Source organism: Providencia sp. TYF-12 (assembly GCF_041344805.1).
In the GTDB taxonomy this organism is placed as follows: domain Bacteria; phylum Pseudomonadota; class Gammaproteobacteria; order Enterobacterales; family Enterobacteriaceae; genus Providencia; species Providencia huashanensis.
Map to the genome: position 1 here is coordinate 1 of NZ_CP166833.1, position 18,229 is coordinate 18,229.

The 18,229-nt window shown below is 40.0% G+C and carries 14 protein-coding genes; 11 read left to right on the plus strand and 3 right to left on the minus strand.

From position 1 onward, the window contains the following. The 5 genes from dnaA (at position 1) to ABE954_RS00025 (ending at position 8,055) form a co-directional block, all read left to right on the plus strand. Entirely contained in the window at positions 1-1,392 is a 1,392-nt protein-coding gene (gene dnaA / locus ABE954_RS00005) for a chromosomal replication initiator protein DnaA (protein WP_042846777.1), read from the plus strand. A 5-nt stretch (positions 1,393-1,397) separates the two neighbouring features. Further along, a complete protein-coding gene (gene dnaN, locus ABE954_RS00010; RefSeq protein WP_042846778.1) occupies positions 1,398-2,498 on the plus strand; it encodes a DNA polymerase III subunit beta in 1,101 nt (366 codons plus the stop codon). 9 nt (positions 2,499-2,507) lie between these two features. Further along, positions 2,508-3,602 carry a DNA replication/repair protein RecF gene (gene recF / locus ABE954_RS00015; protein ID WP_042846779.1) on the plus strand — a complete coding sequence of 365 codons (1,095 nt, stop codon included), beginning with the start codon at positions 2,508-2,510 and terminating at the stop codon, positions 3,600-3,602. Positions 3,603-3,620: 18 nt separating this feature from the next. Further along, complete coding sequence (gene gyrB, locus ABE954_RS00020) at positions 3,621-6,035, plus strand: DNA topoisomerase (ATP-hydrolyzing) subunit B (RefSeq protein ID WP_042846780.1); 2,415 nt, start codon at positions 3,621-3,623, stop codon at positions 6,033-6,035. 436 nt (positions 6,036-6,471) lie between these two features. Then, positions 6,472-8,055 (plus strand): phosphoethanolamine transferase, encoded by a 1,584-nt coding sequence (locus tag ABE954_RS00025; RefSeq protein ID WP_166685547.1) that lies wholly within the window; start codon positions 6,472-6,474, stop codon positions 8,053-8,055. Between the two features lie 336 nt (positions 8,056-8,391). On the opposite strand, the gene asd is transcribed toward ABE954_RS00025, so the two are convergent. Further along, positions 8,392-9,498, minus strand: coding sequence for an aspartate-semialdehyde dehydrogenase (asd, locus tag ABE954_RS00030; RefSeq protein ID WP_042846781.1), 1,107 nt, complete (start codon positions 9,496-9,498; stop codon positions 8,392-8,394). Positions 9,499-9,831: 333 nt separating this feature from the next. Here asd and ABE954_RS00035 point away from each other — a divergent pair, with 333 nt between their 5' ends. Together ABE954_RS00035 and yidZ are read left to right on the plus strand one after the other, a co-directional pair. Next, positions 9,832-11,016 carry an MdtL family multidrug efflux MFS transporter gene (locus ABE954_RS00035; protein ID WP_166686685.1) on the plus strand — a complete coding sequence of 395 codons (1,185 nt, stop codon included), beginning with the start codon at positions 9,832-9,834 and terminating at the stop codon, positions 11,014-11,016. Next, positions 11,009-11,974 (plus strand): HTH-type transcriptional regulator YidZ, encoded by a 966-nt coding sequence (yidZ, locus tag ABE954_RS00040; RefSeq protein WP_071547546.1) that lies wholly within the window; start codon positions 11,009-11,011, stop codon positions 11,972-11,974. The genes ABE954_RS00035 and yidZ overlap by 8 nt, the downstream gene beginning before the upstream one ends. 70 nt (positions 11,975-12,044) lie before the next feature. Here yidZ and ykgO read toward each other — a convergent pair whose 3' ends face one another. Together ykgO and ABE954_RS00050 are read right to left on the minus strand one after the other, a co-directional pair. Next, complete coding sequence (ykgO, locus tag ABE954_RS00045) at positions 12,045-12,170, minus strand: type B 50S ribosomal protein L36 (protein WP_042846784.1); 126 nt, start codon at positions 12,168-12,170, stop codon at positions 12,045-12,047. A 2-nt stretch (positions 12,171-12,172) separates the two neighbouring features. Beyond that, positions 12,173-12,433 (minus strand): type B 50S ribosomal protein L31, encoded by a 261-nt coding sequence (locus ABE954_RS00050; protein ID WP_071547547.1) that lies wholly within the window; start codon positions 12,431-12,433, stop codon positions 12,173-12,175. Positions 12,434-12,674: 241 nt separating this feature from the next. Between ABE954_RS00050 and ABE954_RS00055 the strand changes: the two genes are divergently transcribed. The 4 genes from ABE954_RS00055 (at position 12,675) to ABE954_RS00070 (ending at position 18,225) form a co-directional block, all read left to right on the plus strand. Beyond that, the gene (locus tag ABE954_RS00055) at positions 12,675-13,787 is read left to right on the plus strand and encodes an SGNH/GDSL hydrolase family protein (RefSeq protein WP_131680791.1); all 1,113 of its coding nucleotides are present in this window, start codon (positions 12,675-12,677) and stop codon (positions 13,785-13,787) included. A 218-nt stretch (positions 13,788-14,005) separates the two neighbouring features. Then, positions 14,006-14,917: an N-acetylglucosamine kinase gene (gene nagK / locus ABE954_RS00060; protein ID WP_042846786.1), complete on the plus strand. Its 912-nt coding sequence runs from the start codon at positions 14,006-14,008 to the stop codon at positions 14,915-14,917. Positions 14,918-15,308: 391 nt separating this feature from the next. Beyond that, the gene (locus ABE954_RS00065) at positions 15,309-15,944 is read left to right on the plus strand and encodes an OB-fold-containig protein (protein WP_042846787.1); all 636 of its coding nucleotides are present in this window, start codon (positions 15,309-15,311) and stop codon (positions 15,942-15,944) included. A gap of 79 nt (positions 15,945-16,023) precedes the next feature. Then, positions 16,024-18,225 (plus strand): hypothetical protein, encoded by a 2,202-nt coding sequence (locus ABE954_RS00070; protein WP_264403158.1) that lies wholly within the window; start codon positions 16,024-16,026, stop codon positions 18,223-18,225. The last annotated feature ends 4 nt before the right edge of the window (positions 18,226-18,229 follow it).

Below are 18,229 nucleotides of genomic sequence, written 5' to 3' on the forward strand. Positions count from 1 at the left end.
GTGTCACTTTCGCTTTGGCAGCAATGTCTTGCCCGATTGCAGGATGAACTACCTGCCACAGAATTCAGTATGTGGATACGCCCCCTTCAAGCTGAATTAAACGACAACACACTGGCACTGTATGCCCCAAATCGTTTTGTTCTCGACTGGGTTAGAGACAAGTACATCAATAATATTAATGAATTATTGAATGACTTTTGTGGAACTGACGCGCCTGCTCTACACTTTGAAGTGGGCAATAAACCGATTGCCGTCGCACCGGCAGCAACGCAAGCACGTACAACAAACCAAGTACCTGCATTTGCCGCGCCGTCAGCTCCGATTAAACCAAGTTGGGATAACTCAGCCAAAGTACAACCGGAAGTCGCTTACCGTTCTAATGTGAACCCTAAGCACACTTTTGATAACTTTGTTGAAGGTAAATCGAACCAATTGGCTCGTGCCGCCGCGAGGCAAGTGGCTGAAAATCCGGGTGGGGCCTATAATCCACTATTCCTTTATGGTGGAACAGGTTTAGGTAAAACTCACTTATTACATGCTGTAGGCAATAGTATTATGGAGCATAAAGCCAACGCACGCGTGGTTTATATGCACTCTGAACGTTTTGTTCAAGATATGGTCAAAGCTCTACAGAATAACGCAATTGAAGAATTTAAACGTTATTACCGTTCTGTAGATGCATTACTTATTGATGATATTCAATTTTTTGCTAACAAAGAGCGTTCACAAGAAGAGTTTTTCCATACTTTTAACGCGTTACTTGAAGGCAATCAGCAAATTATTTTAACATCCGACCGTTATCCAAAAGAGATTAACGGGGTTGAAGATCGCTTAAAGTCACGCTTTGGTTGGGGTTTAACGGTAGCAATCGAACCACCAGAACTCGAAACCCGTGTCGCGATATTAATGAAAAAAGCAGATGAAAATGAAATCCAACTGCCAGGTGAAGTGGCTTTTTTCATCGCAAAACGGCTTCGCTCTAATGTTCGTGAGTTAGAAGGCGCATTAAATCGTGTGATCGCCAACGCAAACTTTACAGGTCGCGCAATTACTATCGATTTTGTACGCGAAGCATTACGTGACCTATTAGCACTACAAGAAAAACTGGTAACTATTGATAATATTCAAAAAACTGTTGCTGAATATTATAAAATTAAAGTGGCAGATTTACTGTCGAAACGCCGTTCTCGTTCTGTCGCTCGTCCGCGTCAGATGGCAATGGCCTTGGCAAAAGAGCTGACCAACCATAGTTTACCTGAAATCGGGGATGCCTTTGGCGGCCGTGACCATACCACGGTATTACACGCTTGTCGTAAAATTGAACAGTTACGGGAAGAGAGCCATGACATCAAAGAAGATTTTTCTAATTTAATCAGAACATTATCATCTTAATTGCTATGAAATTTATTATAGAACGCGAGCAGTTATTAAAACCGTTACAACAGGTTAGTGGTCCTTTAGGTGGGCGTCCAACTCTGCCTATTTTAGGTAACCTTTTATTACAGGTAAAAGAAGGCACCCTCCAACTCACTGGAACCGACCTTGAAATGGAGATGATGGCCAACGTTCCTCTAACGCAGGAACATGAAGTTGGTGCAACAACGGTGCCTGCACGCAAGTTTTTTGATATCTGGCGTGGTTTACCTGAAGGTTCTGAAATTCTAGTAGAACTCAATGATGATAGACTGCTCGTCCGTTCTGGTCGTAGCCGCTTTTCATTATCTACTTTGCCAGCAGCAGACTTTCCAAACCTAGATGATTGGCAAAGTGAAGTTGAATTTTCTCTTCCTCAGTCAATACTGAAACGTTTAATTGAAGCAACTCAGTTTTCCATGGCACACCAAGATGTGCGTTATTATCTCAACGGAATGCTATTTGAAACTGAAGACTCAATGCTGAGAACCGTTTCAACCGATGGGCACAGGCTAGCAGTTTGTGCGATGGACATCGGTCAATCTTTACCTTCTCATTCGGTAATTGTTCCTCGTAAAGGGGTGATTGAGTTAATGCGCTTGTTAGATGGTGGCGATTCACCATTACAACTGCAAATCGGTAGCAATAACATACGCGCCCACGTAGGGGATTTTATTTTTACCTCTAAATTGGTTGATGGTCGCTTCCCTGATTATCGCCGTGTGTTACCGAAAAACCCAAATAAAACATTAGAAGCTCGTTGTGACTTACTAAAACAGGCATTTTCCCGTGCGGCGATTTTATCCAATGAAAAATTCCGCGGAGTACGCTTATATTTTAGTGAAAACCAATTACGCATCACAGCAAATAACCCTGAGCAAGAAGAAGCTGAAGAAATTGTTGATGTTAGCTATCAGGGAACTGAGATGGAAATTGGTTTTAACGTCAGCTACATCTTAGATGTCTTAAATGCACTGAAAAGTGAAAACGTGCAGCTATTATTAACCGATGCAGTTTCCAGTGTGCAAATTGAAGACGCTGAAAGCAAAGCGGCGGTATATGTTGTCATGCCAATGCGTTTATAATCGGTATTTATGATCCTTTCGCGTTTATTAATCCGCGATTTTCGAAATATTGAAAATGCGGATCTCGCCCTTGCTAATGGGTTCAATTTTTTAATTGGCCCAAACGGGAGTGGCAAAACTAGTATACTGGAAGCAGTGTACACCTTAGGTCATGGCCGCGCATTTCGCAGTATTCAAGCGAATCGTGTTATTCGTCATGAGCAAGAACAATTTATTCTTCATGGTAAACTTAGCCATCTAGATAAAAATCGTAATGACCTTTCATTGGGGTTAAGCAAAAATCGCGAGGGTGACAGTAAAGTTCGCATAGACGGCACCGACGGCCATAAAATTGCAGAGCTTGCAAAACTGTTGCCGATGCAATTAATTACCCCAGAAGGTTTTACACTACTCAATGGCGGCCCGAAATATCGTCGAGCCTTCATTGATTGGGGCTGTTTTCACAATGATCCGTTGTTTTTTTCAGTATGGTCTGATTTAAAACGGTTATTAAAGCAGCGAAATGCGGCTTTACGCCAAGTTACCCGTTACGAACAAATACGTCACTGGGATAAACAACTGGCGCCAATTTCAGAGCAAATTAGCCAATGGCGTCATGACTACATCGCAGGTATTGCCGAAAATATAGAGCAAACCTGTCAGCAGTTTTTACCCGAATTTTCACTCTCGGTATCCTTTCAGCGCGGTTGGGATAAAGAAATTGATTATTCAGAACAATTAGAGCGCCAATTTGAGCGTGATAGAGCACTAACCTATACCGCTTCAGGGCCACATAAAGCAGATTTGCGTATTCGTGCAAATGGTACCCCTGTAGAAGATATGCTTTCTCGGGGCCAACTAAAGCTATTAATGTGTGCATTAAGGTTAGCGCAGGGTGAGTTTTTCACTCGTCAGAGCGGGCAAAGGTGCCTGTATCTGCTGGATGATTTTGCCTCCGAGCTTGATGCGGGTCGCCGCCAATTGTTAGCGACACGTCTCAAAGCTACGCAAGCACAAGTGTTTGTCAGTGCCATTACAGCTGAACAAGTTAATGATATGATAGACGCAAACAGTAAGATGTTTAGTGTAGAACATGGCAAAATAGAAGTTCAACCTCAGGAATAGAAAGAGCAGGAAACGTTGATGTCGAATACATATGACTCCTCAAGTATCAAGGTATTAAAAGGACTGGATGCGGTGCGTAAGCGCCCGGGCATGTATATCGGTGATACAGACGATGGAACAGGTCTTCATCACATGGTTTTCGAGGTTGTCGACAACGCTATCGACGAAGCCCTCGCAGGCTTCTGTGACGATATCGTGATCACTATCCATGCCGATAACTCTATCTCCGTACAGGATGATGGACGTGGGATACCAACAGGTATACACGAAGAAGAAGGTGTCTCTGCTGCAGAAGTTATCATGACTGTCCTGCACGCAGGGGGGAAATTTGATGACAACTCCTATAAAGTCTCCGGTGGTTTACACGGAGTTGGGGTTTCTGTTGTTAACGCCTTATCTGAAAAACTTGAACTGGTCATTCGTCGTGACGGTAAAGTTCATGAGCAAATTTATAAACACGGTGAACCACAAGGTCCTCTGACTGTTGTTGGGGAAACAGACATAACAGGTACTCTCGTACGTTTTTGGCCAAGTATGGATACCTTTAAAGGTGTCACAGAATTCGAGTATGATATTTTAGCTAAACGTCTTCGTGAGCTATCATTCTTAAACTCTGGGGTATCAATCAGGCTTATTGATAAACGTGATGGGAAAGAAGACCATTTCCATTACGAAGGTGGTATCAAAGCCTTTGTTGAATATTTAAGTCGCAATAAAACGCCAATTCATCCGTCAGTATTTTATTTCTCTACAGAAAAAGACGGTATTGGTGTTGAAGTTTCAATGCAATGGAATGATGGCTTCCAAGAAAACGTGTACTGCTACACCAATAACATCCCACAACGTGATGGTGGTACTCACTTAGCTGGTTTCCGTGCAGCGATGACCCGCACATTAAATAACTACATGGAAAAAGAAGGCTATCAGAAGAAAAGCAAAGTCAACGCTACAGGTGATGATGCGCGTGAAGGCCTAATTGCTGTTATTTCCGTGAAAGTTCCAGACCCTAAATTCTCATCACAAACCAAAGAAAAACTAGTTTCTTCTGAGGTAAAAACTGCCGTTGAAACTATCATGAACGAGCGGTTGGTTGAGTATTTACTGGAAAACCCGAATGACGCTAAAATTGTTGTCGGTAAAATTATCGATGCCGCTCGTGCTCGTGAAGCCGCACGTAAAGCACGTGAAATGACACGCCGTAAAGGTGCGTTAGACTTAGCCGGCCTACCGGGTAAATTAGCAGACTGCCAAGAACGTGACCCAGCATTATCTGAACTCTACTTAGTGGAAGGGGACTCTGCGGGCGGCTCAGCAAAACAAGGCCGTAACCGTAAAAACCAAGCTATTTTGCCACTAAAAGGTAAAATTCTTAATGTTGAAAAAGCGCGTTTCGATAAAATGCTTTCTTCACAAGAAGTTGCCACTCTTATCACAGCATTAGGTTGTGGCATCGGACGTGATGAGTACAACCCAGACAAACTGCGTTATCATAGCATTATTATCATGACGGATGCGGACGTCGATGGTTCACACATTCGTACACTGCTATTAACCTTCTTCTATCGTCAAATGCCTGAAATTGTTGAACGTGGTCATATCTTTATCGCTCAGCCGCCACTGTATAAAGTAAAACGTGGCAAACAAGAGCAATACATAAAAGATGATGATGCGATGGACGATTATCTTATTTCTATCGCCCTTGATGGTGCAGAGTTACATCTCAGTGCCGACGCTCCAGCAATGAAAGGTGAAGAATTAGAAAAGCTGGTTGTCGAATATAATGCGGCTCACCGTATTATTCGTCGCCTTGAGCGCTTATACCCACAAGCCTTACTCAACAGCTTAGTTTATCAGTCTACGCTGACTGAGGAAGACTTAAAAGAAAACGCAAAAGTTGAAGAATGGGCTCAAACATTAGTTAAGCGCTTAGAAGACAATGAGCAATTCGGCAGCACATATAGCTACATAATTAAAGAAAATCGTGAGCGCCAATTATTTGAGCCAACAATCCGTATTCGCACTCACGGTGTTGATACTGATTACAACCTCGACTTCGATTTTGTTCACGGTAGCGAGTATCGCCGTATCACTCATTTAGGCGACTTAATCAGTGGCTTAATTGAAGAAGGGGCGTATATCCAACGTGGTGAGCGTCGTCAGAATATTGATAACTTTGAAGAAGCTCTCGCTTGGCTATCTCGTGAATCGCGTCGTGGTCTGTATGTACAGCGTTATAAAGGTCTTGGTGAAATGAACCCAGAACAGCTTTGGGAAACCACCATGAACCCTGAAACTCGCCGTATGATGCGCGTAACCGTAAAAGATGCTATCGCAACAGATTTACTCTTTACTACATTGATGGGTGATGCTGTTGAACCTCGTCGTGCATTTATTGAAGAGAATGCGCTAAAAGCAGCAAATATTGATATTTAATTATTATATTTACTGATTAATATTAAATAACTCCACTCGAAAGTGTGGGGTTATTTTTTTCTTTATTTCCCCTACTTATTTGCTCACTGAACATGACATTCAGCAGCCCTCTTATTTTAAAATAAACAATAACTCATTAATTTATTAGCCGATTATGGTAAGCCTTTATCTAAAAGTGACCATCACAGTGATATTGAGATCCAAATTGCTCTCTCTTTTAACAAAGTTTCTTCGCTGCCATTTTCTTGGTAGGGAAAAGCTCATGACTTAACCTCACGAGATTTTACAGTTTTTTACGCCACTATTTTGATTATCTTATCTTTTTATGTGCTATAAACGGTTAATACCCTAAGTTAATTAGATGTTAATGGTTAAATCCATATGTTCAATAACCCAACACACTCAAGGTAAAAGCAAAATACGTAATAAGAAAACAATGATACGACAACTGATTATCCCTATTTATTTTTTGTTGCTCTCATCCATCCCTGTTTTTTTCAGTGGTGATGCGAATGTGATGGCAGACACTGCGATTATCATTTCTGGCACACTCATTATGCTTCTGTGTGCTGGCGTATATCGGTCCCTTATCGGAAAAATATTCACGGTTTTCGTCTCATTGCTTTGGGCGTTAAATCTTTCAGTCTCATTTTTCTTTTACAAAAAACACGATATTCGGTTTTCCTCTTCAATTGCCGAAACCTTTATTAATACCAATAGTAGCGAAACGGTGGGGATGCTCTCCTACAATATTGGTTATGTGATCTTTTATTTGTTTGTTTTTTCAGTGTATTTATTAAGCATCCATAAATGTACTAAATATATAAACCGCCGTACGACAATGATTAGTATCGCGATGTTATGTGGTTACCTCTTAGCAATCCCTGCTTATTACGCGTCATTACTCAATAAACCAGATAGCTCATTGTTAATAACCGAAAAATATTTGCTCAACACGCCATTTTACAATGCAGCTGCTCTCGTCAAAAACTTGTATGAAAACCGCGGCATAAAAAAAATCTCATCCCAAATCGTATCATTTGACTATGAGAAAAAAGATACTGAAGCACAAATCTATGTTCTCGTCATTGGCGAATCCCTACGTCGTGACCATATGGGTTTATATGGCTATCAATATGATACAACCCCTAATCTAGATAATCGTCAGTCACAGCTTTTGGTATTCCAACAAGCTTATTCTCCTGCTCCGGTCACCATATTGTCAGTGCCAATCTCACTGTCTAATATTCGCTTTGACCAAATGCAGGATAAATCACACTATGCTGACAATATTATTTCATTAGCCAATCATGCGGGTTTTAAAACCTATTGGATAAGTAACCAAGGAAAAACCAATAAACGAACCAGTGTCATCTCTGCGATAGCTAACATGGCTCAAAAGAAAAAATGGAATGAATTCGTGGGTTATGATGAGGAAATTCAAAACCATTTTAATGATGCGATTAACGACCCAACAGACAAGAAAAAACTGATCATTCTACATACTTATGGGAGCCATGAGCCTGCGTGTAACCGTTTTCCAGAAAAAGAGTTAAAAAAATTCAGTGAACAAGAAGATGATAATTGTTATGACAGCTCTATCGCTTATACCGATAAATTTATCGAAAACTTACTCCAACAGCTAGACGGGAAGCCCGCTTCGTTGATGTACTTTTCAGACCATGCATTACAACGATTAGACAGTGATAACAATATTCACTACCACCATGGCGTAAATAACCCAAGAAAAGAAGCTTATGAGATACCCTTATTAATCTGGTACAGCCAAACCATACCAAAACCGGCATTAAACCCACGAGCTTTGGGTCAACCCTATTCAACTGCTAATAATTATTGGTTAATTAGTGACTGGTTAGGAATACAACAGCATGCATCACAAGCTTGTTTATCTCCCATGCGTGAATGCTATCAACCCAATAACAACATTCAGGTGATTGATGGCAACCGTAACATATTACCGGTTAATCAATTACCATCGGAAACAAAAGACCCTCAATAAAAGCTAAAAATATTTGGCATTATCTAAAGAAAAATAGTGGCATCATGGAAGTCGCCAATACTGTTCGCCCTAGTATTGCCAATAATACAGTGGGTCATAATATAAAACTGCTTGAGGAAACGTGAATATACTTCCCCCTAATGATGTTTCAATACCTAAAAAAACCGTATTTTCTATCCAGTGAAGTATATTGAATTAAAGGTTATTCATCACCAAAATACATAATGGCGTCATATCAAGACGCCATTATTCGTGTACAACAAGAATATCCCCTTGGGTAAAGCCAACATATTTTTATATGCAGGCCTATATAACCCACCGACATTCATTAAGGAATTATAATAAAATCCTTAACATACGGCGAAGAGGCTCAGCGGCTCCCCACAGTAATTGGTCACCAACAGTAAAGGCTGATAAATACTCAGGCCCCATATTCAATTTGCGTAAGCGGCCAACTGGCGTACTTAATGTACCAGTCACTGCAGCAGGTGTCAGTTCACGCATTGTGATTTCTCTATCATTTGGAACGACTTTTACCCACTCATTATGAGAAGCCAGTAATTGTTCAACCTCTTTTAACGGCACATCTTTTTTCAATTTCAATGTAAAGGCTTGGCTATGGCAACGAAGTGCGCCAATACGAACACACAAACCATCAACAGGGATAATATTTTTACCTGTTGCCAATATTTTGTTAGATTCCGCTTGGCCTTTCCACTCTTCACGGCTTTGGCCATTTTCTAGCGCTTTATCAATCCATGGGATTAAGCTTCCTGCTAGTGGGACACCAAACGCATCTGTTGGCATCGCGCCACTGCGTGTAAAATCAGTGACTTTCTTCTCAATATCTAAAATAGCAGAGGCTGGGTCTTGCAGTTCTTTGACCACTTGTGTGTGCAAAGACCCCATTTGTGCCAGTAGCTCACGCATATTACGTGCACCTGCACCTGATGCGGCTTGATAAGTTGCAACTGACGCCCATTCCACTAAATTATTCGTGAACAAACCACCTAAAGACATCAACATCAAACTAACTGTACAGTTACCACCAACAAAGGTCTTAATACCTTTATTCAAACCATCTTGAATGTGTTGGTTATTCACTGGGTCAAGAATGATAATCGCATCATCATTCATACGTAATGAAGATGCTGCGTCAATCCAGTAGCCATCCCAGCCTGCGGCTCTGAGCTTCGGATAGACATCATTAGTATAATCACCACCTTGGCAGCTAATAATAACATCTAGCGCTTTCAATGCATCGATATCAAAGGCATCTTGTAAAACACTTCGATGACCACCATAAGTTGGTGCTTCTGCACCTTGTTGTGACGTCGTAAAAAATACAGGGCGGATCGCATCAAAATCACGTTCTTCTACCATTCTCTGCATCAATACTGAACCGACCATACCGCGCCAACCAACAAACCCTACATTTTTCATTTTTATTCACCCTGTTTGTTTAAAGTTTTACCAAAAAATTTCCTGTTCCAACTTAATAAGAAGCAATACCGCATTTTTGTCATTTATAAGAGGCTCATGAAAGCTGGAGCTAGAAATTTTTCGGATATATTAAACCTGACAAAATATGCATCAGTGTGCAAGTGAATTTCATCACTAATAGTAAGAAGATTAGTAATAAAGCTAATACTCCTCCTAAAACACATGAATATCTTATTTCCATTTTGGAAAATGCTGTTTTCTAATTAATCCATTCGTTATATCATTCACTCAGCTTAAAATTAGAATAATCCCTCTCACAGTACAGCTTATCTCATGACCAAATATGTTCTTTTTAGCTTTTGGATAGTCCTTATCTATCCCCTTGGTGTCGACCTTCACTTAACGGGTATTCCTTATATAGCCGCTGACTTAAGCGCTAGTGAAAGCCAACTTCATGTCGCATTTTCTATTTACCTTGCAGGCATGGCATCCACAATGCTCATTGGGGGATGGTTCGCCGACCATGTTGGCCGTAAACCCGTGGTCTTAGTGGGGACGGCAATATTTGCCATTTCCTCTGTCATGGCAGGAAACTCGACATCGATTGACCTATTTTTGATGGCTCGCTTCCTACAAGGCATCGGCGCTGGTTTCTGTTATGTGGTGACTTTCGCTATTTTACGAGATGTACTTAGTCCACAAAGGCGGACTAAAGTCTTAGCGGCAATGAATGGCGTGACTTGTATCGCCCCCGTACTTGCCCCTGTCATTGGGTTTGCCATTTTACTGGTCTACCATTGGTCAATGATGTTTTACTTTATGGCTGCTTATGCGGTACTGAGTATGGTTTTCTGCTTAGTGTCGATAAAAGAAACTAAACCTGCGGCTCGCCAAGAAACCAAACACACCACATCATCGCCAGACACCACAGAAAAAATCTTCAATTTATTCTTTGTCACTCGTTTGATTATTTCTTGCTTTGGAATGGCTGTGATCCTGACCTATGTGAATGTCGCACCGATTATCCTGATGGGTAATCTAGGTTTTACCACGGGTCAATATTCCACAGCTATGACCGTTCTAGCAATGGTGAGTATGGGGACTTCGTTCTTAATGCCAAAATTGCTATCAACATTTAATAGCCAATCGCTGCTCAATACTGCCCTTGGGTTATTTTTATTCAATGCCGTTGTTTTATCTGTGTATCTCTTTACGTTTAACAACCTGATTTTGCTATTTATTGTTTTTGCTTGTAGCGGAATGGGTTTTTCAATGCAATTTGGGATTATTATGAGCCAAGCGCTATCCCCATTTACCAGAAAAGCCGGTATTGCAAGCTCCATTTTAGCCATTTCGCAACTCAGCTTCGCCTCTTTGTATATTTGGCTAATGGGGGCAATTGGCATACCATCAATCAGTATGTTGCTAATTATCCTATTAGCAGCAGGTACTATGGGCATAATCTTGCTCAGAGTTCCCGCCACACAAGTCAATGAAAAGGTAATAGCATGTGAATAAACAATTGCATCGTTTAGACTTAAATTTACTGGTTATTTTGCAATATTTAATGGAAGAGCGGAGTGTTAGCCTCGTAGCTCAACGCCTTGCTATCACGCCATCTTCTGTCAGTAAATCATTGTCTAAACTACGCCAATGGTTTGATGACCCGCTATTTATTCGCAGCCCGCAAGGGCTTCTTCCTACACCATTGATGTATCATATAGAAAAATCACTTCCTGAGTTTTTGAATTTATCCAGCTATATCACTGAAATCCGTGATACTGAAAAACCACGGGGAATAACATTCCGGTTAATGATGGAAGCTCCATTAAATCTGATCATGCTCCATGATTTATCCTTGAATATCCTCAATCAATATCCTGAATCAGACGTCATTATGCGGGATTGGGACTATAATTCACTTGCGGCATTAGTGGCAGGTGATGCCGATATTGGGTTAGTAGGTAGGGAAAGTTTTCACAGCTCAAAAGAGTCAATAAACCACTTACCAAATATCCTTAATTTCGACGTGTTGTTTACTGACCGACCTCTGGCCTTTATTCGCCGAGATCACCCCATTCTAAAAGAAGAATGGAGTTTAGCCAATTTCCTAAAATACCCTCATATTAGCACTGAATTTGGTAATCGTATTCCATGGGCCCTAGATGACTTATTGTCTACAATGGGGCTTAATCGCCAAATTAGCCTTTCATTTTCAACATTTGAACAATCACTGCTGATGGCATCACGACCTGAACACAATCTCATTACCTGTACTCCCGGATACTGCCAACATTATGTGAATAACTTCAAACTTGATCTCGTCTGTCTACCACTCCCCATTGATGACATTCTTTACCAGCAACTCGAAATCCCCTTTTTAGTGTTGTGGCATAAACGCAACTCGTATAATTCCAAAACATTATGGCTAAGAGAACAAATTAAAAATAGCATTCTCAATTTTGTAAATGCATAAAAAATGCCATGGCAAGGAGCATGAATTGCCATGGCAAAAGCAAGAAACACCAGAAAAAATTAACAAGGAGTTAGCCTTGTACAGCTTTAAAACGTGGGTTTGTTTTGCATATCACATACACACGACCACGACGGCGAACAACTTGGCAATCTGGATGACGCGTTTTTGCCGTTTTTAACGAACTCAACACTTTCACGTTTATTTCCCCTCTGTTTGTAAAAAACGCCCGAAACGTTTTTGGAATTGTGCTGTTTTCCCTTCTTGAGAAATCACTTTTTGTTTGCCGGTATAGAATGGGTGCGATTGAGAAGACACATCAAGGGTGACATAAGGGAAAATCTCCCCTTCAAATTCAATCGTTTTTGCCGTTTTTATCGTCGAGCCCACTTTAAAATAAGCATCAACACTTGTGTCATGGAAAACCACTGTACGGTACTGTGGATGTATCCCCTGTTTCATAATAGCCACCTAAATGTTATGTTATAATATAACAATATATTATTTAAAATAACGACGCAACTATTTTATGGACCAACACTATTTCACAAACAACAAAATAAACATAACAAACTGAATTAAAACACTTTATAAGAGAATAAATACTAGAAAAACCAAAAATCTGTTATCACTATTTGATATTTGAATAAAAAATTACCTGATAACTTTATAAGTACTTAATTAATTATTTGGGTAAAAAACAATGCCTATAGAAACAATACGCACTTTCCCTCGTCATACTGATCAAGTAAATAATTGTCGACCTGAAAATACCTCTTCCTCATTCACTCGTAAAATCAAAATGTTATTTAATTCCCGTTTTCAGTTAGGAGGCGTACCTATTTTTAATGTGTCTAACCCATCAACTAATAGTATTAATACCGATGAGACTGACTCTTCACAGTCTAAAGAACTATTTTCATTAGCTGTTAGTATGTATAGCCAGCCAAAAGATAAAATTAATAATTTTGAAAGAGTTATTGTGGTTGGAGACAGCCTGTCAGATTCAGAAGGAAGAATGCTGAAAAAGACACTAGGGCTACTACCTTCTGCACCACAATACTATAAAGGACGCTTTACTAACGGCTTCACATGGGTAGACTTCCTAACTTCACCAACAGTGATGAGCTACAAAGACAAAAATTCAAATAATACATATCGACCTGTTGAAGTTATCAATAAGGCCGAAGGGGGCGCTGTCTGCGCAACTTACAACCAAAAAAACCCTAAATTTAGATTTATTTCCAATATAAAAAGGCAAATACAAGGTATTAAATTCAATAAGTCAGACCTTGCTATTATCTCTATTGGCTCTAATGATTACATGACATTCAATAAAACAAATACCTATAAAGTCATTTCCAGTCAGCTCAAAGCAATCAATAAAATGATAAAGCATGGTGCACAGAATATCTTAATAATGGGGATACCTGACCCAAGTAAAACCCCCTTTAAGAACGAAAAACCGATGGAATATGAAAATAAAATGAAAATGCTAACTCTTATGCATAATCAAGCATTGGAAAATAGCATAAAAAAATTAAATGCTCTGCATAGTACTAATATCGTTTTTTTTGATATTGATAAAACGATGACAGAGATTTATCAGCAAGCCAAAACCCTTAACTATGAAACAAACCTACCATTTGCTAACGGTTATATTGGTGGAAAAGAACAACTAGATACGGCCCCACCTTATCTATTTAATGATAATGTCCATCCAACACAAGAAGTTCATGCCATTGTGGCACTTAAACTCAATGAATTTATTGCAAAAAATTTCAAATCTCCTGTAGATCCTACAACAACTGATTAACCCTCACCGAGAGGCGAGTCGTTACACACTGGCCTCTTTTAATCTGTTATTGTTCAATGCAAATCAACCTAAAAACACCTAAAGAAAAATAAAATCTAAAACAATAATTTATCCTCTAGTGATCTTTTGTATAATTAACCTATTACGCACTATCATTTATTATTTATCAAAGAGATACATTAGCTTTTTAATAAATAAACCATTAGGGGAAGGTGAAAATGTATTACGGCTTTGACATGGGCGGAACAAAAATTGAACTTGCTGTCTTTGACAAAGAGTTAAATCAAGTCTGGCAAAAACGTGTTCCTACGCCTAAAAACGACTACCAATCACTGTTAAACGCGTTTCTCACACTCACACAAGAAGCCGATGAAAAATTTAACTGTCTAGGCAAAATAGGAGTTGGTGTGCCAGGTATCGTCAACCATGCTGAAGGCACTGTATTCACAACAAACGTCCCAACTGCGCAATATAAACCTTTAATTCATGACTTGGCTAATATTTTACAGCGCCCAGTCAAAGTGGAAAATGATGCTAATTGTTTTGCTTTATCAGAAGCTTGGGACCCTGAATTCAAACGTTATCCAACCGTCTTAGGCTTAATTCTAGGAACAGGGGTTGGTGGTGGTTTCGTCATAAACGGCAAAGTGCTACCTGGAAAAAATGGGATTGCCGGAGAAATTGGCCACATGAATTTAAGCGTTCGCGGCGCTAAGCTTTTGGGTGATACAGTCCCTGAAATCATTTGCGGTTGTGGGCAAACCGCTTGCTTTGAAACTTATTTATCTGGCCCCGGCTTTGAACGTATCTATGCTTCGTTTACTGGTAGAAAACATTCAGCAATCGAAATCATTGAACAATATAAACAAGGTGATATCCAAGCAAAACAGCATGTCGACCGTTATATATCATTGCTTGCAATGTTTATGGGGCAAATCGTCACCGTTTTCGACCCTGATTTAGTCGTTATTGGTGGGGGGCTCTCACAATTTGAAGAAATCTATCAACGACTACCTGAAGTCCTACCACAATATCTTTATGGCATCGCAACATTACCTGCGATTGAAAAAGCACGTTATGGTGACTCTGGTGGGGCTCGAGGGGCAGCATTCCTAAACTTAATTGACTAACTTTGTACTTTTTTGCGCTTCATTAAGCTTTTAGCCAATGAAGCGCAAATTTATCACTTTAATCATTTCTATTTTCCCCATTTTATCCTTTAAATACCACCTCTTTGGTTGAGAATGATTATCATCAACTTAGCTATTAATGATAAAATCATGCTCTGTCAGTAGCTTCTTATTATAAAAAGTACTTTAGGAATAACTTCAGAGGATCACACTGGATATCAATCCAGTATTGTACGAAACTCAAAAATTAAAAGTGCTTATAGACTAGTCTGATACTGTAATTAATTAAAAAATATATTATTACGTTATATTTTTTAATGGTGATAAATTAAACAAGCTGTTCCTGTTTTTGCATACTATGTATACATACTTAGAATAAAGAGAAAATCCTATGAGTTTGTTTTTCCATAACAGCTTGATGTTTCCAACAGTTATCTTTAGCGGCTTACTAATTATTGTGTTGTTTTACTGGTTATGCGCTGCTTTTGGTCTGTTAGATATTGATTTATTCAATGTTGATACTGAATTTGATAGCGGTATTGACGCAACAGGTTTTGCTGGGTGGTTAACAAAACTTGGGTTAGCAGGGGTCCCTGTCACCATTATTCTGACATTATTTACACTGTTTGGTTGGGTGATCACCTACTTTAGTGTTTATGGTTTTATTCGCTTTATTGATTTAAGTCTATTGCGTTATCTTGTTGGTTTTGCTGTATTTGTTATCACGATATTTATCTCACTTCACTTAACCGCCCTTTGCTTAAAACCTGTACGGAATAAACTTATTAGCCTCAATAAACCCAAAACAGTACACCAACTCATCGGGAAATATGCCACAGTCCGCTCAGGTACCGTCAATGAAAAAAACGGTGAAGCCATACTCGAAGATGGTGGTGCCGGGCTAATTTTGCAAATACGAGCGCCATTTACAGAAGGTATAAAACGGGGTGATCGCGTTGTTATTATTAGCTATGACGCAGACTCACACAGTTACCAAGTTGTCACTGAAAAAGAATTCCGCAACTAAAGCTATTGGTTGTTATATAAAATAATACTTGCTTGAATCATCGAAATGACGACATCGTCAGAACCTATGGAGAAAAAATATGGATTTGGCTGCATTAATGCCCTTTTTAACCATTGTCGGAGGGATAATCCTAGTTATTTTAGGGTTTTTTGGGTTATTCAAAGCCTTCTATATCAAAGTCCCACAAGGTACTGCTTTGATTGTCAACGATATGTCGTCTCAACCAAAAGTACATTTTACTGGGGCATTAGTTTATCCCGTTATCTACAAAAAAGAGTTCATGCGTATTTCATTGCTGACTCTGGAAGTTGACCGTCGCGGTAAAGATGGCCTTATTTGTCATGATAACCTACGCGCAGATATCACGGTTGCATTCTACTTGCGCGTAAATGAAACTACTGAAGATGTACTGAAAGTGGCTAAAGCTATCGGGGTTGACCGCGCATCAGACCACCAAGCCGTCAGCACCTTATTTAGTGCTAAATTCTCAGAAGCATTAAAAACTGTCGGTAAACAATTAGATTTAGCAACATTATTTGAAAATAGACAAGATTTCCGTGACCGCATTGTGGATGTAATAGGTAAAGACCTCAACGGTTACGCTCTGGAAGATGTCGCTATCGACTACCTAGAACAGACACCAAAATCAGCCCTCGACCCAAATAATATTTTTGACTCCGAAGGTATTCGTAAAATTACTGAAATTACGGCTATTCACAATATAGAAACCAACCAGAAAGAACGAGACCAAGAACTGGCGATTCAAAAGAAAAATGTGGAAACGCGTGAAGCTAGCTTAGCACTTGAGCGTCAACAAGCTGATGCAGAAGCCCGTCAAAAACGTGAAATCGATAATATCCGAGCGCGTGAACAGGCTGAAACTTTACGTGTTCAAGAAGAAGAACGTTTAAAATCAGAACAAGCGCGTATCCAAACTCAGCAAGAAATTGAAATTCGCGAAGAAAACCGCATGCGTGAAGTCGAAGTGGCTCAACAGAACCGCACTCGCGCTGTTGCTATTGAAGAAGAACGCGTTAGCCGTGCTCGTGAACTTGAAGTCGTTGCTCGTGAACGAGAAGTTGAATTACAACGTATTGAAAAAGAAAAAGCGCTGGAAGAAGAACGTAAGAATATCTCTAATGTAATCCGTGAGCGTGTAGCAGTGGAAAAAACGGTTGCACAAGAAGAGGAACGCATTAAAGAAGTTCGCGAAGTTTCTGAAGCTGAGCGTATGAAAAAAGTCACTGTCATTAATGCCGAAGCAGAAGCGGAAGAGTCTTTAGTCCGCCAAGTGAAAAAAGCTGCCGCAGATGAAGCTAGCGCTAAACACCGTGCAGAAGAAATCAGTACGATGGCACAAGCTGAATTAGAAGCATCAGCAAAACAAGCTGAATCGAAAAAACGTTTAGCTGAAGGTATTGAAGCTGAGCATGCCGCATTAGGTTTAGCAGAAGCTCGTGTTCGCCAAGCAACTGCGGAAGCCGAAGAAAAAGAAGGTTTAGTACTTGCTAATATCACGGCTGAGAAACTGCTAGCCGAAGCACGTGGCTTGAAAGAAAAAGGCTTAACTGAAGCCCAAGTTATGGAAGCTAAAGCAAAAGCTGAGCAACAACAAGGGTTTGCTGAAGCAAAAATTCTTGAAGAAAAATTAGCAGCGCAAGCTCGTGGTGAAGAACAACAAGCTAACGCTAAAGAAAAATTAGGCTTAGCCGATGCCAAAGTCCTTGAAGAAAAACTGGCAGCACAAGCTCGCGGTGAAGGTCAATTAGGTTCAGCACAAGCAGAAGTTATCCGCCAACGCCTGAAAGCCGAAGCTGACGGTTTAACAGATAAATTTAAATCAATGGATCACCTCAGCGATACTGCTCGTTCTCATGAAGAGTTCCGTATGCGTCTTGAGAAAGAATTTGAACAAGCCATGGCCTCTATTGATGCGAATAAAGAAATTGCTCGTGAACAAGCCGATGTATTGGCTGCTGCACTGAGCAAAACCAATATCGAAATTGTAGGTGGTGATGGCAACTTCTTTAATACTTTCTCAAAAGCACTTAGCTTAGGCAAAGCTGTTGATGGTTTTATGGATAAAAGCAGCTTCGCTAAAGAGAATGTTGAAAAACTAATTAATCGCAGCAAAGAAGATAAGAAAGTTGATATTGCCGCTTTACTAAAAAACCCTGAAGTTCAAGACCTAATCAATGGCTTTATGGCAGCGAAAGGGGCAGGGCAACTGGCAAAAACAGTCACTGCAAAACCTATTCCACCGACAGATGACCAACTTTAAGTAA

Excerpts from the sequence above, each read along its gene's own strand:
- dnaN (WP_042846778.1), top strand. The coding sequence starts at position 1,398 with ATGAAATTTATTATAGAACGCGAGCAGTTATTAAAACCGTTACAACAG.
- recF (WP_042846779.1), top strand. The coding sequence starts at position 2,508 with ATGATCCTTTCGCGTTTATTAATCCGCGATTTTCGAAATATTGAAAAT.
- gyrB (WP_042846780.1), top strand. The coding sequence starts at position 3,621 with ATGTCGAATACATATGACTCCTCAAGTATCAAGGTATTAAAAGGACTG.
- ABE954_RS00025 (WP_166685547.1), top strand. The coding sequence starts at position 6,472 with ATGATACGACAACTGATTATCCCTATTTATTTTTTGTTGCTCTCATCC.
- asd (WP_042846781.1), bottom strand. The coding sequence starts at position 9,498 with ATGAAAAATGTAGGGTTTGTTGGTTGGCGCGGTATGGTCGGTTCAGTA.
- ABE954_RS00035 (WP_166686685.1), top strand. The coding sequence starts at position 9,832 with ATGACCAAATATGTTCTTTTTAGCTTTTGGATAGTCCTTATCTATCCC.
- ABE954_RS00050 (WP_071547547.1), bottom strand. The coding sequence starts at position 12,433 with ATGAAACAGGGGATACATCCACAGTACCGTACAGTGGTTTTCCATGAC.
- ABE954_RS00055 (WP_131680791.1), top strand. The coding sequence starts at position 12,675 with ATGCCTATAGAAACAATACGCACTTTCCCTCGTCATACTGATCAAGTA.
- nagK (WP_042846786.1), top strand. The coding sequence starts at position 14,006 with ATGTATTACGGCTTTGACATGGGCGGAACAAAAATTGAACTTGCTGTC.
- ABE954_RS00065 (WP_042846787.1), top strand. The coding sequence starts at position 15,309 with ATGAGTTTGTTTTTCCATAACAGCTTGATGTTTCCAACAGTTATCTTT.
- ABE954_RS00070 (WP_264403158.1), top strand. The coding sequence starts at position 16,024 with ATGGATTTGGCTGCATTAATGCCCTTTTTAACCATTGTCGGAGGGATA.